A 15604-nucleotide genomic window follows, 5' to 3' on the forward strand; every position below is an offset into this window, starting at 1 on the left:
CGCCGAGTCCCTACCAACCGGACGACGAGAGGGTCCCGCCGGCCACCGCGAAGCTGACCAGAATCGCGGCGGCCAGTGGCACGGCCACCGCGACGGCGAGCGCCCGGCGATGATGCGACCCGCCGGTCCGGACCACGATCAGCAGGCCCAGCGCGAGGTCGATGGCCACGTTCCACCACGCGCCGGCTGTGTAGTTGGGGTCGGTCGCCTTGCCGGCGAACCGGGCCGCCTCCTCGAAGAACACGGCGACCGGGAGCGCGATCCCGACGACCTGCCGCCATCCCGCTCCGCGCGCCCAGGTCCCGCCGGTGCCGAAGACCACTCCGGCGAGCACCCCGAAAAACATCCAGACCAGCGACGACGGTGCCCAGAGCACCGCGAGGTCGTCGCCTTGCAGGAGTGCGGCCGCGAGGTAGTAGCTGGGCACCGCGACGACGAGCAGGACGGCGGCGCCGACTGCCGAGCGCAGCCGCCCGGACCGCACCCGGTAGCCGAAGAAGAAGGCGGCGACCGCCCAGGTCGCGGTGGAGTTGCCGAGTTCGGCGATGGGGAACGGCAGCCACTTGATCCAGCAGAAGTCGAGGAAGCCGAGCAGGAAGCCACCCACCACGGAGGCGAGCGCCACCGTACGGTCACCAGGTCGCATGGCCGCAGAGCATACCGAGTATGCCCTGCTCACCTGGTCGGCCTCTCGTCTGCGCGACCGGTCCGACAGGGGCCGGATCTAGGTGGCGTCGTTGTCGTACTTCGTCTGGTGGCGGCGGATCTCGACGTGGTGGTCGGCGGACCAGGCGGCCAGGGCCAGCACGGTGGAGAGCAGTGACGTGCCGAGGTCGGTGAGGGCGTACTCGACGCGGGGCGGGACCTCGGGGTAGGAGGTCCGGGTGACGAGGCCCGTGCGCTGCAGGTGCCTCAGGGTCAGCGTGAGCATGCGCTGGGAGATGCCGGGGATCGCGTCGCCCAGGTTCGAGTAGCGAATGGGGCCGTCGGCAAGCGTACCGATGATCAGAACGCTCCACTTGTCGCCGACGAGGTCCAGGACCTCGCGGATGAAGTCGGCGTCTTCGTCGTTCCAGTGCGCACAGGGCCCCGGCGCGCTCCGGACGTTCGCCCGGACGTTAGTGCGCCTCCGTCGAAGATCCTCGCCACTCATACCACCACCCCTTCCGTCAGCCGGTCGCCACGCACATGAATGTACCTTTTGTGGCTCTCCGATTCTAATGCATCATGGGGCTACGAACAGGAAGTGAGAAACGAGGAGGAGTGCCATGAAGATCGAGTTCTGGTCGGACATCGTCTGCCCGTACTGCGGGCTGATGGATCACCGGCTCCACCAGGCCCTGGACCGGTTCGAGCACGGCGACGAGGTGCAGGTGATCCACCGGTCGTTCCAGCTACATCCCGACCTGCCCCGTGAGGGTGTCAGCCAACGGGAGCTGATCACGATGGCCGGGGCCCCCGCGACGACCGTGGATCAGGTCCTGCGACCGATCGAACGGGCCGCCAAGGCGGAGGGCCTGACCCCCTACCGCGCGGTCGACCGCACGCTCGGCCCGACCGATTTCGCCCACGAGCTGCTCGCCTACGCGACCGACCAGGGACGCGGCAACGAGGTCTGGACGGCCATGTTCCGGGCGCACTTCGGGCACGCCCGCAAGCTGTGGACGACCGAGGAGGTCCTCGACTTCGCCGCCGAGGTGGGTCTGGACCGCGCCGGGGCCGCCGAGGCCCTGCGCAGCCGCCGCTACCGGGCCCGCGTGGCGGCCGACCAGCGCGAGGCACAGCGCCTCGGCGCCCGAGGTGCACCGTTCCTCGTGTTCGACGGCCGCTTCGCTGTGCCCGGGGCGATCGGCCTCGACGACCTGCTCGCGGTCATGGTCAAGGCGTGGGACGAGAGTCATCCCGCTCCGCAACCGCTGCCGGTTGTCGCCGACGCCGAGGGCATCTGCGCCCCGGACGGGTGCGCGGTGCCTGACCGCACCATCTGAGCCGCACGCCCCAGGCGACGGATTCCCCGCTATCAACCCGGGCAGACCGCTCGGGGCAGCAGACACGGACCCACGAGGGTTCGCCATCCCGAATTGGAGTTAACAGCCATGTCAGATCTACAGGCACAGGACAGTGCTCTGATCCTGATCGACCACCAGGTCATCTCGATGGGGTTCATCAAGACCCAGTCGCCCGACGTCGCCAAGTTGAACAGCATCACCCTGGTGAAGGCAGCAAAGGTCCTCGACATCCCGAACGTCTGGACCAGCAGCACCGAGGATGACAACCAGGACTGGTGGATGCCCGGACTGGAGGAGATCAACCCGGAGGCCTACGCGAACCGGATCAAGCGCACCGGCATCATCGACTCCTGGGACGACCCGGACTTCGTACGGGCCGTCGAGGCCACCGGCCGTCGGACCTTGATCATGGCCGGCACCACCAACGACGGCTGCCTGATCTACACCGCGCTCAGCGCCAAGCGGGCCGGATACGACGTCTACGCGGTCCTCGACGCCGGAGGATCGGTGTTCCAGATCTCCGAGGAGGTGGCGCGACTGCGCATGACGCAGGCCGGCGTCACCCTGACCACCACCGCCGCGGTCCTCGGCGAACTCGCCAAGGACTGGGCCACTCCGCACGGCCAGCAGATTCGTCAGATCCTGGCCGACAACTTCAAGACCGTACTCGGTGGATTCGGGTTGGCGAAGTAGGCGGGGCGCCCCAGCGGGCCCGACCGCAGGCTGCGCGCAGCTTGCGCCGGGCCCGCTTCAGGGCGGCGAATGATCAGCCGCCGGACTCCAACTTCTTCGGCGACCGCGGCCCAACGGACCGTTCAGTCGCGCAGGTCGCTGGCCTTCTGGTCCTCGCCGTACTCGCCGGGGATGGGTAGGTAGTAGGCGGGGAGGAAGCCGGCGATGATGACGACGCCCGCGATCGGCACGAACACGCCGACGAGGACCCCGGAGCCGATCCAGATCAGCGCGAGCGCGAATCGGCGACCGATTGCCCGAACACCGAAGGGGCCGAGACCGGGGTACAGCAGTTTCGCACGGCGGAGATGAGCCCAGGTGACGTTGAACAGGGCTGCCGCCGTCCACAGTGTGGCGCCGTAGACGACGACTGCCGTCCGTAGGCCCTGCTCCGCGCGCAACGCGCCGGCGAGCAGCGAGGTGGAGAACGGCAGGAACGCGATGACCATCAGGAGCAACGTGTTGAGGAACAGGACCGCACGGTCGACGTGCCGGACACGGTCGAACATGACGTGGTGATTGACCCACACCTGCCCGATGAGCAGGAAGCTCAGCGCGTACGCCAGGTACGACGACCACAACGCCCCGAGGCCCCGCAGGAGATGCCCGAAGTCCTCCGGCGGCTGGATCTCCAGCACGAGAAGCGTCACCGCGATGGCGAACACAGCGTCGCTGAAGGCCACCAGCCGGCCCGGACGACGCGCGAGCCGCGGGGTGTCGCTTCTCGAAAGCATGCCCCAATTATGCTGTTTGTCTACTCCCGCCGGGCTCGCCCGCAGCCCGTCGCGGCCTAGCTCTGCGGCGCCAGGGTGCGCAGGACGCAGAACTCGTTGCCCTCCGGGTCTGCCATGACCACCCAGCTCCGGCCTGCGCCCTGACCCACATCGGTCCTGGTGGCGCCGAGGCCGAGCAGTCTGGTCACCTCGTCCTCCGTGCTGCCGTCGATCGGGCTGACGTCGAGGTGGAGCCGGTTCTTCACGGTCTTGCCCTCGGGCACCTGGATGAACACCACGGTGGGCGACATCTGGCGGGCCGGAACATCCTCGACGGTCCGGACTGCCCAGAGTATGCCGCCCGTCCAACAGATCCGAGATCTGCTCACCAGGGACCTCAGACGGGCCGGGCCCGACCCCCGCAGCCCGTACGTCGCCGTGCGGCAGTCACTCCACCGACCAGGCAATGGCGGGAGGGCGCACCCGGGCGCACAGCGGTCCGCCGCTGGCATCGGTCAATCCGAGGCTGCCGACCAGGGTCCCGCGGTCCTCGTGTGCGGCGCGCAGCAGCTCTGTCGGGATGTCAGTGAACATCAACTTCGCGCGTCGGAACATCGCGAAGCCGTCATCGGTCACCGCGCCCCAGCTCAGATAGAGAAACCGGGCTCCGGGGCGCCCCTGCACCCACGGCCCTCCGACATCCAGCATCCCGTCGATCTCCCGGCTGGACACCTCGAAGCACCAGGTCGCCGTCGCCGCGTCGGCGGGCACCTGGTCGACCACCTCGGCCTTGCGCTGGACCCCGACGTGCACGTTGCCGAGCCGCAGCGCGTCGGCTTCCGCACCGGCGCGCCGCCCCGGGAGGTCGCTGCCGTCGATCCGGATCCGCATCCCACCGACTCTAGTAACGCGACCACGAACGTTGGCCAAGGGAGTGACGGTTCGGATTCTCCTGGCCGGGCCAGACGTCGGTCCGCGTCGGGCCTAGCCGTTCATGCCTGGTCGAAGCACAGGCAGAAGGGGTGCCCGGCGGGGTCGAACATCACCCGGACGTTCTGCTGCGGCTGGAACTCCGCCACTGTGGCTCCCAAGGCGACCGCGTCTGCGACGGCCGAGTCCAGGTCGCCGACCTGGAAGTCGAAGTGCATCATCGGGCGCTGTTCCCTGTCGACCGGGGGCCAGACCGGCGTCCGGTAGCCATCCGCCTGTTGGAACACGAAGAAGGGCCCTTGCGGGGAGGCGGCGACGATGGCTGTTCCAGGCTCCTCGTGTCCGATATGCCACCCGAGAAGCTCGGCGTAGAACCTGGCCAGACCGCTGGGGTCCGGTGCCTCGATCGTCGTTCCCCACCACATGCCACTGGTTCGCGACCTCATGCCAGTAGCCTGCCCTATGAACGCGACCATGTCGTGCCAAGAGCACCCGAGATCCGGCGGCGGCCTCCTCCAGCGGGCTGACCCGAAGAGCAACCCCCGGCCCGCGCTTGCGCGGGCGGTGCCGGCGTCGGGAGAATCCTGAGCCGTGTCGGAAGATCATCAGCCGGAGCGCGGCGAGGACGAGACGGTCATCGAAAGCCACGTCGCCTGGTGCCCTGTCGACCCGGAATTGGCCGGTCACATCATCGGGTTGGCAGACCTACAGTGGAACGATCGGGCTCTTACCGACAGGGCGATGCGCGGTCTCGGCTGGTCTGACGACGACGTACCGACCGACGAAGCTCGCCTCGTCACCACCGCCGGTCACGCCGTCTACGGCGACCACTGCCTCTACCTGCCGTTCGCCCATTCCTACGACGTCGGCGGCGAGTTGTGGCCGGACGACTTCTGGGGCTCGCTGCCCGGCTGGTCGAGCCGGCCGGCCGGCCGCGAGGAGTTCAAGGCGCACATCGACGCTGCCATCGAGCGGTTCGCCGAACAGCTCGGCCCACCGGATTGCGACGTCCGCACCGAAGGCCGGCACCTCACCATCGGTCGGTACTCGCGGCGGTACGCGGCCTGGCGACGTGACGGCAACATCCTCGTGATCGGCGTGGCCCTGGACGGCTACTCCTACGCCCAGGACGAGGAGGCTGTCATCTACATAGGTGAGTTCGCCACGGACAGGCCGTTCCCGGACGCCGCGGGCTTCCTCAACCTCATGCACACCTAGACCCGCTGCCGCCCGGCCGAATATTCCGTGGTGTGGAACAGCTGCCCTGGGATGCTGTCCGGGTGACCGTCATCCGCTCGGTGGTCCTGGTGGGCCTGTTCTCGGCGAAGGACCGCGATTACCAGGATCGCCTGGACGCGCTGGAGGCGCAGGTAACCGCACTGGGAGGCCAGGTGCTGGACCGGTTCGTCCAGCGCAGGGGCGTCTCCGATGGTGGGGTACGACTGATGTCCGCGCCATTGTCGCGTCGGTTTCTCATCGGTCCGGGAAAGCTGGACGAGATCGCCACGACCTGTTCGAGCAGAAACGTCGACGCCGTCGTCTTCATCAACGGCCTGAGCGGCTACCAGCGCCGATGGCTGTCGACACGCCTCGGGCGCCCGGTGCTGACCCAGGCCGACCTCGACCCGTCCGCGCATCACCTGACCACCCCTACCCAGTCTCAGCGTCGCGCCGACCGCGGCCAGCGACCCACACGCCGACGGTAGTGCGACATCACCTCACGTCTGCAACACGCTCAACGTGGAGTCGCCGAGCGGCCAGGTCCCGTGTGCGAAGGGTCAGCGGGTGAGGCCGACCAGCGTCGCCAGGCGCGCCACGCCGGCCGGCGCCGGGTGACCCCGGGCGACTTCGGCGATCACGGTACGCGCCAACGGCCGGCACCGGACCTCGGCCGGCGCGACACTGTCCGCGTCCACAAGGGCCCGAGCGGCGCCGCGCAGGTCACCCACCTGGAGGTACGCCCGCGCGGCATCGACCAGGTACGCGCCCCGGTACTCGGCCGGCAACCGCCGCCACGCCTCCCGCCGAATCACCGTGACGTGCCGCCGCACCGCCTCGCCGGCATCGCCCCGCAAGACCGCCACCACCACCCGCGCGAGGTCGACGGCGGTCGGCCCGAAGCCGGTGCGGTGCTGGTCGTCGTACCCCCGGAGTTGGGCGGCGATCCCGGCGGCCCGGTCGGTCAGCTCCTCGGCGCGGCGGGGGTCGCCGCAGCCGGCGGCGGCCAGGGCGGCCTGGAGCAGCAGCGTCCCACCCACGGCCCACTCCCCCGCCGCCCGCTGCGGCCTGGGTGCGCCACCGCCTCGGTGATCATGAGGTTGACGGGGGGTTTGATCTCTACACAGCCCGCCAACCTCATGATCACCGAGCGGGAAGAGGGCTGGGCGGGTGGGTGGTGTGCCCATGCGGTTGGCGGCGGTGAGCGTTGCGGCGAGAGCCAGGCGGTCCCGGCCCGACGCGCGCAGCGCCTGCCCGACCGACACGGCCGCCGTCGCCGCGAGCACCGGCTCGTCGCCGGCGGCGGCCATCGCCCGGTCGGCGGCCAGCCACCCGAGGTCGGCGTCGCCGAGCTTCACCAGCAGGGACGAGGTGATCCGGTACGCCTGCACCAGCAGCTCCGCTGACTGTGCGCCCTGGGCGGCGTCGAGCAGGCCCGGCAGCAGGCGCACCAACTGCGGGTAGTGCGCGTGCTGGTAGGTCAACCAGGCGTGCCCGATCTGCCGTCGCAGCTCTTCCGGCGTCTGGGCTGGGGCTTGCGGGGTGTCGTAGCGGGCGAGCGCTGCCCGGATGTCGTCCACCCCGTCCGGCGTGCCGGTCGGGGTGCTCCGCGGCTGGCCGAGCAGCACCTCCGGGTCGACCCGCAGCACGTGGGCCAGCTCCTGGATCACCGAGTACCGGTCCAGGGTGCGGACGCCCCGCTCGACCTTGTCCACCCAGCTCTTCGACCTGCGCAGCCGGTCGGCGAGCATCTGCTGGGTCATCGACCGCCGCACCCGCCACCGCGCGACGCGGCGGCCGATCGGCAGGTCATCACTGGTCACGCCGCCACCGCCGGTCCGGGACCGCGCGGGTCGTGTCCTCCACCGGTACGCGCTCCGCCTCCGCCTGAGCCAGGAGGCGTTGCTTGGCTGCCTCCCGCTCGGCCGCCTCCGACTGCTCGCCGCTGTTGTCCGGAGCGCTGTCGTCCCGACCGCTCATCCCCGCCTCCTCCTGAAGAGACCCAGCGGCGATGCTCAGAACCAATCACCGCCGCACATGGCCTACGGGACGCGAGTGCGGCCCAAAACGGACACTAGAGCCGGTCAGTGATGGCGGAATTACTGGCAGTTATACGGCCAGGTTGATGCCGATGCGGCCGGCGAGTAACCGCAGCTCGTCGGGGATGGCGCGGCGCCGGGCGCGCTGTGCCAGCGTCACCACGGCATCGCGGGCAAGGGGGTTGATGGCGAACGGGATCGGTGCCGCGCGCTCAGCCTGCACAAACGCGGCGAGAGCCTCCGTGTCCCGGCGACCGCCGTCGGCCAGCGCTCGGCCAACATCGAGCCAGTAGGACATCCGGCGATTAGATGCCACCAGCACCTGTGGTCGTACCGTCCGTGACAGCTCGATCACCTTGCCGGACTCGCCTTGCTCCGCTGCGATGGACATCTTCCAGAGCCCTACGTTGGTCGGCCCAAAGCAACAATCGTTGAAGCCGCCACCGTCAGCGGGATCTCCCAAACTCGCCGCCTCCCGCGTCGCCTCCGCGAGATGGTGGTGAGCATCATCCGGTCGACCATCTACCGTGGAGGCGAGCGCAGCCGTGAGGTGCAGTTGGCCGAGCATTTGCCTGACCCGGACGTCGGATGCGTTTCCCTGAAGCTCCGCCAGCGATCGGTCGGCAGCTCCGGCAGCCAACCGCGCCGCCTCGATTGGCAGGCTCTGCACGTACGCAAACCGAGATGCCCCGATCCATGCGCGATCTTCGACGTCCTCAGCAGCCAACACGGATACCCGAGCGGCATTGAGCGCCAGGTGTCGGTATCCGAGGTGCCGGAGGCAGGTGGAGGCTTGGTAGGCGACCTGAACCAGCGTGGCCCCACCCACGGCGGCGGCTTCGAGCAGCAGGCCGGGGAGCAGGCGAGCCATTGCCGGGTAGTTGCACGAGTTGCGGAGCTGGTCGCTGCGGGCGATCTCGGCGGCCAGACGGTCCTCGGTGTAGGTCGGCGGGCGGCGTTCGCCGTCCTCGATCTCGATCAGGGCCGACCAGATCGCCGGTACGCACTCGGCGGCGGCCTCGCGGGCAGGATCGCCGGACTCTGTGCCCTGGCCGAGCAGGTCCGCCACCGTGAGCTGGAGCGCGGCAGCGAGAGCGACCAGAGTGGATCGGCGGTCGATCGTCTTCCTGCCCGACTCGACCTGCGACACGTAGGACTGGGTGACCCCAGCGAGCCCGGCGAGGACGGCCTGAGTCATCCCGCCGCGGCGCATCCGCCAGTACCGGATCCTGGAACCGATGGTGTCCGGCTTCTTGACCATGCCTTCGCCCGCTCCCATTAGAAGACTGGGATAGCGGCCGCGGACCCCTATCCCGCATGGGTGGACGGTACACCGGTAGGGCCCCCCAGCGGTGACTCCAAGTACCCGGCTGTACCACATGTACCGCACTCCGGTGCGCCACCTTGGCGACCATGACCGGCCCGAACTGGTCGGAATCCACCACACCACAACAACCCGATCGCCAATTTGTGCAAAACTTCCGGGCGAAGCAGACGCCTACCTTTTAGCCAATTCACTGCTCACTAGACCAGAAACCCGGATAGAAGATTGTGAGAGGATTTTCCCCCTGATCATGTGACTCCATCGACATTCTGATCTGCGAGGCAATCTCAGTCCGGTACGTGTCCAACCGAGGCACAAGCGTATAGATCGAAGTTGTATCTATCTGCACGGTACGGAATTCCCTCACATCGAACGGCAGTCGATCCGCGACCCTACTTAGCTGCACAATTGGCTTACGTACAGCGTGCCTCAACGCGAGTTCATAAAAAACATTGGGATTGTGATAGGAGAGATCAGCAATTACCAGCGGCGCACGAACTATGTATTCAATCACTTGTTTCGAGATGAGGCCAGGATCAGTGATCTGGTCAGCACGGACAAGTTTCATTCCAAACTCTTGCAGGGCCGGCTCCACCAATGACCCCATGAACAAATCGGAATGCTGCCGCTCCTCCGATTCTGGTTGCCCAATGGGCGCAATGTAGAAGCAAGTGTCAGACATCGAGTCGCGCACTTGCACGTCCACTACTGACGCCACGCGTACGGTATCCGAAGCGACGGTACCTTCGATGACTTGAGGTACACGCTGAGACACGGCGAGTGAGAACTTGTCCATGTCTTCGAGAACGTGCTCTCTTGTGAGCAGCCGCTCGGCACCAGCTATCGTTCGAAGCAACCCTAGGAATTTCGCGTTAACAACGAAGGTTTCAACGCATTCGTTTGCGAAATCCTTATCTATACCTTGACTGAGTACATAATCTTTGAGAACAGAAGCAGTGGGTAGGCGATTTCCCTTAAAATTTTCGTACAGCTTCCGAAAGGCCTCGTTCTTCTCGATTGCAAGCTTAAATTGCGCGGCGAAACGCTCGGGTGGAGGCGTATCGGACGAGGTTGCGGTAGCTCCATCGGGCGTCAGTTCCAGGTGTTCGGACTTATAGCTACCAACCGTGATTCCATATTGGAACGAGCCGGTAATGATCGCGCGACTAGCCATGCTATCCGCTTCACGCTTCATGTTCTCAAACAATGTTAGGCGGCGAACCCTTTGCCCAGCGGCATGCTCCTGTATTGCATGTCCGAGCGTGAGCGCCTCATCGAACGTGATAGGCGGCACCGGCCGCGTTCGTCGTTTGCGACGCTCGGTGCCGGACGCCTCGCCAGGTGTTGTCGCGCCGTTCAGGGCTGTGGTTGCAGAGATGAGCGGCTCATCCTCGACCGATGTCATGCGCAGATGGTAACTTCACACTCCCTTGATCAACACGCGCCACAAGGGCCAACAAGGGGCAACTGACAAAGAAATGACACGGGCGCCACCATACTCGAACGTCCGTTCGGATAATGTTCGAACGGAGGTTCGAAAAGTTGCAATCAAGGACGACCGAGCCGCCGCAACACAGCTATTTCAGGGCCAACCCGGCACTATTTGCTACGAACCCGTTCAAGTAGGACTAGCGGGCCGCCCCTTCAGGAAGGCTATGACGTGTTAGAGGCTGAAGACTTCCCGCCGTTCCAGCGGGCCGTGTCCCGCGAGTCTCAGGTGGGAAAAAAGGTATTTCTGAGGCTGTCTGAACTACGGCTGTTGCTGCTACTGCTGGCGGCTGCAACTGGAGCGGTCAGTTGGAACATTAACAGATTGGCATTAGGCGCCCTGGTTGCCGCCTGTTGTTTTGCCACCGCCTCAGCTGTCGAAGTATTCCTGCTTACCAATCGTCCGAATCAGCGGTGGTATTCAGGTCGAGCCTTGTCCGAGTCGGTCAAGTCCTTGTCGTGGCGCTACGCAGTTGCAGCGGACCCTTTCCCCCGCTCACGGGGTGAACGAGAGTGCGCTGAGGATTTTACTAGTCGCTTGTTAGCCATGGCGGACGACATGGTTTCAGCCGGACTCGCGGCCCCGGCGGCAACTGGCCAACAAATCACTGGCCAAATGCGTGCTCTGCGCTTGTCGTCCTTCCAGGTGCGTCGAGTATCCTACGTCAACGGTCGACTGGAAGGGCAGAGGGTTTGGTATGCCAACCAGTGCAGTTGGCACCGAGCGAGAGCCAAAAGCTGGTCGGTGGCACTACTCGTACTAGAGATAGCTGGCGTAGTCCTTGCAGTGTTGCGCGTTGCTGGACTCACAACAGTCGATCTACTTGGCATCGCCGCTGCCGCAATTGCTGCAGGTGTCGCCTATATGCAAACAAGGCAATACGACAGCACGGCCATCGCCTACGCCTTAGCGAGCCAGGAGCTCGCTGCCATTGGATCAATCGCGGTGCAAGCCAACTCGGAATCCAAGTTCTCCCGGCTTGTAAACGATGCCGAGACAGCGATTTCGAGAGAGCATACGATGTGGCGAGCGCGGCGGCGCTGAGGGCGGAACGCATCAATAGCGCCTAGAACGTTCGTCCCGGTATGGCTGATTGCCTTCGTTTAGAGCGCCACGATCGCCGCGGTCTCTGCCGGCAGCTCGATCCGGTCCCGCATCACCGTGACCCCCTCCCCCGTGGCGAGCAGCACCCGCCGCGCCACCCCAGGCAGGCTCACCCCTTGCCCCCGCCCAGCCAGGTTCGCCACCACCAGCGTGTCCCCCCGCCGCATCAGCAGGAACTGGTCCCCATGCTGCACGTTAACGGCGTGCAACCGAGGATCCGACAGGTCCGGAAGCGACCGCCGCAGCGCGATCAACCGCTGGTAGAACGAGAACATCTCCCGGTGCTCCGGCTTGTCCAGCTCCGCCCAGTCCAACCGCGACCGCACGAACGTCTGCGGATCCTGCGGATCCGGCACGTCCCCCTCAGCCCACCCGTGCGAAGCAAACTCCCGCCGCCGCCCCAAAGCCACCGCCGTAGCCAACTCCGGCTCCGGATGCGACGTGAAGAACTGCCAAGGCGTAGAAGCCGCCCACTCCTCCCCCATGAACAGCATCGGAGTGAACGGCGCGGTCAACAGCAGCACCGCCCCGACCCGCAACAGCGAGGGCGACAACGAAGCAGAGATCCGATCCCCGGTAGCCCGGTTGCCGATCTGGTCATGGTTCTGCAGGTACGCCACGAACCGGTGCCCAGGCAGCCGAGGATCAACAGGCCGCCCATGGTGCCGGTTGCGGAAGCTGGACCAGGTGCCCGCGTGGAAGAACCCGCCGGTCAGCACGTCCGTCAGCGCCTCCAGCGACCCAAAATCCCCGTAGTACCCCTGCCGCTCCCCCGTCAGCAGCGTGTGCAGCGCGTGGTGGGCGTCGTCGTTCCACTGGGCGTGCAGCCCGAAGCCGCCCGCCTCCCGAGGGGTGATCAGCCGTGGATCGTTGAGGTCGGATTCGGCGATCAGCGACAGCGGCCGCCCCAGGTGCGTCGACAAAGACTCAACGGAAACAGCCAGCTCTTCCAGAATCGGAACAGCCCGCGAGTCGGGCAGGGCGTGCACGGCGTCCAGGCGTAGGCCGTCGACGTGGTAGTCGCGCAGCCACATGAGCACGCTGTCGATGATGTAGCGGCGTACCTCGTCGGAGTGCGGGCCGTCCAGGTTGATCGAGCGGCCCCAGGTGTTGCTCTGCTCGGCGAGGTAGGGCCCGAACCGCGGCGCGTAGGCCCCGGAGGGCCCGAAATGGTTGTAGACGACGTCGAGGATCACCCCCAGCCCCTTGGCGTGGGCGGCGTCGACGAGGCGTTTCAGGCCGTCCGGGCCGCCGTAGGGCTGGTGTGGGGCGTACCAGCAGACGCCGTCGTACCCCCAGTTGTGTTCGCCGTTGAAGGCGTTGACCGGGAGCAGTTCGATCAGGTCGACGCCCAGCTCGACGAGGTGGTCGAGGCGGTCGATGGCCGCGTCGAAGGTGCCCTCCGGTGTGAAGGTGCCGATGTGCAGCTCGTAGAGAATGCTGCCGGGCAGTTGCCGGCCCGTCCACGAGTCGTCGGTCCACTCGAAGGCGGAATGGTCGTAGCGGCGGCTCGGCCCGTGCACTCCCGCAGGCTGCCACGGCGACCGGGGGTCGGGCAGCGGGGTTTCGTCGTCGTTCAGCAGAAAGGAGTAGTCCAGCCCGGCGTCGGGCACCTCGATCCGCCACCAGCCGTCGGGGGCGGCGCGCATCTCGTGGTCGACGTCGCCGGTCAGGCGCAGCCGGACCCGGGTGGCGTCCGGCGCCCACACGGTGAATTCGGTCATCTCGCAGCCTCCACGGAAGCGGTGGGAGGAGCCAGCAGTGCGACGGGATAGTCGGCCAGCAGATCGGCCAGGGAGGTCTCTCCGCCACTGTAGACCCGGCCGGTGAACAGGTCCTTCACCTCGTTAACGGGAAGCGACAGGACTGTGTCGCACCAGCCACCGGCGCGGGCCAGGCCCAGCGGCAGGCGGGTGGCCACCGTGATCGCGCCGCCCCGGTCGAACGCCATCGCGTACCGGCCCTCCGGCCCGTGCGCCGGCACCGGCCGGTAGCCGCTGAACAGCTCCGGGTGCGTCCGGCGCAGCCGCAGGGTCCGCGAGACCACCAGGAGCTTCGCGGCGCCGCTGTCGTCCACCGGGGGACGCCAGCCGCCGTCCAGACGCGCCAGCATCTCCCGGCGTACGGAGAAGTCGACCGGGCGGCGGTTGTCGGGATCGACGAGGGAGTTGTCCCACAGCTCGGTGCCCTGGTATGTGTCCGGCACTCCGGGCATGGTGAGCTGCACCAGCTTCTGGCCGAGCGAGTTGGACCGGCCGGCCGGGGTGATGGCGGCCGCGAACTCGGTCAGCTCGTCGTTAAGGCTCGGGTCGTCGTACATGGCGTCGACCACGGCGTGCATCGCCTGCTCGAACGCCGGGTCGGGGTCCGCCCAGCTGGTCGAGGTCGACGCCTCCCGGGCGGCCTTCTCGACGTACGCGTGCAGCCGCTCCCGTTCGATCGGCCAGGCGCCGACGGCGGTCTGCCAGAGCAGGTGGGCGAATGCCGGGTCGGGCAGCGGGGCGTACGCCATCCAGGCGGTGACCTGCTCGCCCCAGCGTTGCGGCAGCTCGCTGAGCACGGCGAGCCGGGCGCGGACGTCCTCGCCGCGCTTGGTGTCGTGGGTGGAGACGGTGGTCATGCTGGCCGGCCAGCGGACCTGCCGGGCGGTGGCGAAGCGGTGGAACTCCGCCGGCGGCACCCCGAAGTGGGCGGGGCTGCCGCCGACCTCGTTGAGCGCCACGAACCGGCTCCACCGGTAGAAGGCGGTGTCCTCCACGCCCTTGGCCATCACCGCGCCGGTGAACTGGGGGAAGCGCTGGGCCAGCTCGTCGTCGGGGTCGCGCAGCCGGCGGGTGACCGCGTCCAGGGCGGTGGTCAGGTCGGGGCGGCGTCGGCCCGCCTCGGAGCGGGCGGCGGCGAGGTGCCGGGCGCCGTGCGGCGGGTAGCCGCGGTAGACGGCGAACGCGGCGGCCAACTCGGCGAGGGCCGCCCGCGCCCGCTCGGTCGGCACCTCGGGGGCGAGCGCGGCCAGCCGGGTCAGCTCGGCGGCGAGCAGCCGGGTGGCGGCGGCCAGCTTCGTGTCGTGGGTGAGATTTTCCCAGGAGGTGGGGCGCCCGACGAGGCGGGTGTCCAGCACCGTGAAGTCGCCCTCGGCGTCGGGGTCGACGAAGAGCCCGGTGACGGCGGCGAGGGCGTCGTAGCCGGTGGTGCCGTCCACCGGCCAGTCCGGCAGCTCCTCGCCGTACTCCAGGATCTTCTCCACCACGAGCCAGGCCTGCGGCGCGGCCTCCCGCAGCCGGGTCAGGTAGCCGCCGGGGTCGCGCAGGCCATCCGGGTGGTCGACCCGGATGCCGTCGACCTCCCCGGCCGCGGCCCAGCGCAGGATCAGCTCGTGGGTGGCGGCGAAGACCGCCGGGTCCTCCACCCGCAGCCCGGCCAGGTCCGAAACGGCGAAGAATCGGCGGTACGTCAGCTCGGCGTCGCCGCGCCGCCAGGAGACCAGCTCGTAGTGCTGCCGGTCGTGCACCTCGCGCGCGCTGCCGTCGCCGGTGCCGTCGGCGATCGGGAACCGGTGCTCGTGGTAGCGCAGCTCCCCGTCGACCACCTTCAGGTCGTCCAGGGCGTCCGGCGTGTCGGCCAGCACCGGCAGCAGCAGCCGGCCCCGGTCCCAGTCGATGTCGAACCAGTCGGCGTACGCCGAGGAGCGACCCCGGCGCAGCACGTCCCACCAGGCGGGGTTGGCCGGCGGCACGGCCACCCCGGCGTGGTTGGGCACGATGTCGACGACCAGGCCGAGCCTCTTGTCGCGCAGCGCCCGCAGCAGGCGCTGCCGGCCCGCCTCGCCGCCCAGCTCCGGGTTGACCGCGCGGTGGTCGACCACGTCGTAGCCGTGCGCGGAGCCGGGGGTGGCGGTCAGCAGCGGCGCGCTGTAGAGGTGGCTGACGCCGAGGTCGGCGAGGTAGTCGGCGATCCCGGCGGTGGCGTCCAGGTCGAAACCGGGGCGGACCTGCACCCGGTAGGTGGCTGTCGGCGTCTTCTGGTTGGGGTGAGGGGGCACCGCCATC

At 67.8% G+C, this 15604-nt stretch carries 17 protein-coding genes; 5 read left to right on the forward strand and 12 right to left on the reverse strand.

Translation table 11 applies throughout. The annotated features are described in order from the left end of the window. Window positions 1-10 precede the first annotated feature (10 nt). Together GA0070607_RS29945 and GA0070607_RS29950 are read right to left on the reverse strand one after the other, a co-directional pair. On the reverse strand, window positions 11-646 hold the full coding sequence (locus GA0070607_RS29945; RefSeq protein ID WP_089021198.1) for a DUF6518 family protein: 636 nt from the start codon (window positions 644-646) through the stop codon (window positions 11-13). Window positions 647-724: 78 nt separating this feature from the next. Then, a complete protein-coding gene (locus tag GA0070607_RS29950) occupies window positions 725-1153 on the reverse strand; it encodes a winged helix-turn-helix transcriptional regulator (RefSeq protein WP_089021199.1) in 429 nt (142 codons plus the stop codon). Window positions 1154-1268: 115 nt separating this feature from the next. On the opposite strand from GA0070607_RS29950, the gene GA0070607_RS29955 reads away from it, so the two are divergent. Together GA0070607_RS29955 and GA0070607_RS29960 are read left to right on the forward strand one after the other, a co-directional pair. Continuing rightward, the gene (locus GA0070607_RS29955) at window positions 1269-1988 is read left to right on the forward strand and encodes a DsbA family oxidoreductase (RefSeq protein WP_089021200.1); all 720 of its coding nucleotides are present in this window, start codon (window positions 1269-1271) and stop codon (window positions 1986-1988) included. A 108-nt stretch (window positions 1989-2096) separates the two neighbouring features. Beyond that, window positions 2097-2702 (forward strand): isochorismatase family protein, encoded by a 606-nt coding sequence (locus GA0070607_RS29960; protein WP_089021201.1) that lies wholly within the window; start codon window positions 2097-2099, stop codon window positions 2700-2702. A 122-nt stretch (window positions 2703-2824) separates the two neighbouring features. Here GA0070607_RS29960 and GA0070607_RS29965 read toward each other — a convergent pair whose 3' ends face one another. The 4 genes from GA0070607_RS29965 to GA0070607_RS29980 form a co-directional block, all read right to left on the reverse strand. Beyond that, the gene (locus tag GA0070607_RS29965) at window positions 2825-3475 is read right to left on the reverse strand and encodes a TMEM175 family protein (protein WP_089021202.1); all 651 of its coding nucleotides are present in this window, start codon (window positions 3473-3475) and stop codon (window positions 2825-2827) included. A 56-nt stretch (window positions 3476-3531) separates the two neighbouring features. After that, window positions 3532-3966 (reverse strand): VOC family protein, encoded by a 435-nt coding sequence (locus GA0070607_RS33910; RefSeq protein WP_197701189.1) that lies wholly within the window; start codon window positions 3964-3966, stop codon window positions 3532-3534. Beyond that, on the reverse strand, window positions 3902-4345 hold the full coding sequence (locus GA0070607_RS29975) for a DUF5990 family protein (RefSeq protein WP_089021203.1): 444 nt from the start codon (window positions 4343-4345) through the stop codon (window positions 3902-3904). Before GA0070607_RS29975 ends, GA0070607_RS33910 begins: the two co-directional genes overlap by 65 nt. A gap of 101 nt (window positions 4346-4446) precedes the next feature. Further along, on the reverse strand, window positions 4447-4830 hold the full coding sequence (locus GA0070607_RS29980; protein WP_231930518.1) for a VOC family protein: 384 nt from the start codon (window positions 4828-4830) through the stop codon (window positions 4447-4449). 295 nt (window positions 4831-5125) lie between these two features. Here GA0070607_RS29980 and GA0070607_RS29985 point away from each other — a divergent pair, with 295 nt between their 5' ends. Next, complete coding sequence (locus tag GA0070607_RS29985) at window positions 5126-5602, forward strand: hypothetical protein (RefSeq protein ID WP_089021204.1); 477 nt, start codon at window positions 5126-5128, stop codon at window positions 5600-5602. Between the two features lie 62 nt (window positions 5603-5664). Then, a complete protein-coding gene (locus GA0070607_RS29990) occupies window positions 5665-6090 on the forward strand; it encodes an HflX-like GTP-binding protein (protein ID WP_157743312.1) in 426 nt (141 codons plus the stop codon). Between the two features lie 72 nt (window positions 6091-6162). Here GA0070607_RS29990 and GA0070607_RS29995 read toward each other — a convergent pair whose 3' ends face one another. From GA0070607_RS29995 to GA0070607_RS32630, 4 genes are all read right to left on the reverse strand, one after another. Continuing rightward, complete coding sequence (locus tag GA0070607_RS29995; protein WP_089021206.1) at window positions 6163-7425, reverse strand: helix-turn-helix domain-containing protein; 1263 nt, start codon at window positions 7423-7425, stop codon at window positions 6163-6165. After that, entirely contained in the window at window positions 7415-7582 is a 168-nt protein-coding gene (locus GA0070607_RS32865) for a hypothetical protein (RefSeq protein ID WP_172899130.1), read from the reverse strand. Before GA0070607_RS32865 ends, GA0070607_RS29995 begins: the two co-directional genes overlap by 11 nt. 129 nt (window positions 7583-7711) lie before the next feature. Further along, the gene (locus GA0070607_RS30000) at window positions 7712-8902 is read right to left on the reverse strand and encodes a helix-turn-helix domain-containing protein (RefSeq protein ID WP_089022190.1); all 1191 of its coding nucleotides are present in this window, start codon (window positions 8900-8902) and stop codon (window positions 7712-7714) included. Window positions 8903-9155: 253 nt separating this feature from the next. Further along, window positions 9156-10370 (reverse strand): hypothetical protein, encoded by a 1215-nt coding sequence (locus GA0070607_RS32630; RefSeq protein ID WP_157743313.1) that lies wholly within the window; start codon window positions 10368-10370, stop codon window positions 9156-9158. A 255-nt stretch (window positions 10371-10625) separates the two neighbouring features. On the opposite strand from GA0070607_RS32630, the gene GA0070607_RS34220 reads away from it, so the two are divergent. Further along, window positions 10626-11498, forward strand: a complete 873-nt coding sequence (locus GA0070607_RS34220) for a DUF4231 domain-containing protein (protein ID WP_157743314.1) — start codon at window positions 10626-10628, stop codon at window positions 11496-11498. A 59-nt stretch (window positions 11499-11557) separates the two neighbouring features. Here the strand turns inward: GA0070607_RS34220 and treZ are convergent, their stop codons facing one another. Both treZ and treY read right to left on the reverse strand, forming a co-directional pair. Further along, complete coding sequence (treZ, locus tag GA0070607_RS30010; RefSeq protein WP_089021208.1) at window positions 11558-13282, reverse strand: malto-oligosyltrehalose trehalohydrolase; 1725 nt, start codon at window positions 13280-13282, stop codon at window positions 11558-11560. Next, window positions 13279-15603, reverse strand: a complete 2325-nt coding sequence (treY, locus tag GA0070607_RS30015; RefSeq protein WP_089021209.1) for a malto-oligosyltrehalose synthase — start codon at window positions 15601-15603, stop codon at window positions 13279-13281. Before treY ends, treZ begins: the two co-directional genes overlap by 4 nt. Window position 15604 lies beyond the last annotated feature (1 nt).

It is taken from the genome of Micromonospora coriariae, assembly GCF_900091455.1.
Lineage (GTDB): Bacteria > Actinomycetota > Actinomycetes > Mycobacteriales > Micromonosporaceae > Micromonospora > Micromonospora coriariae.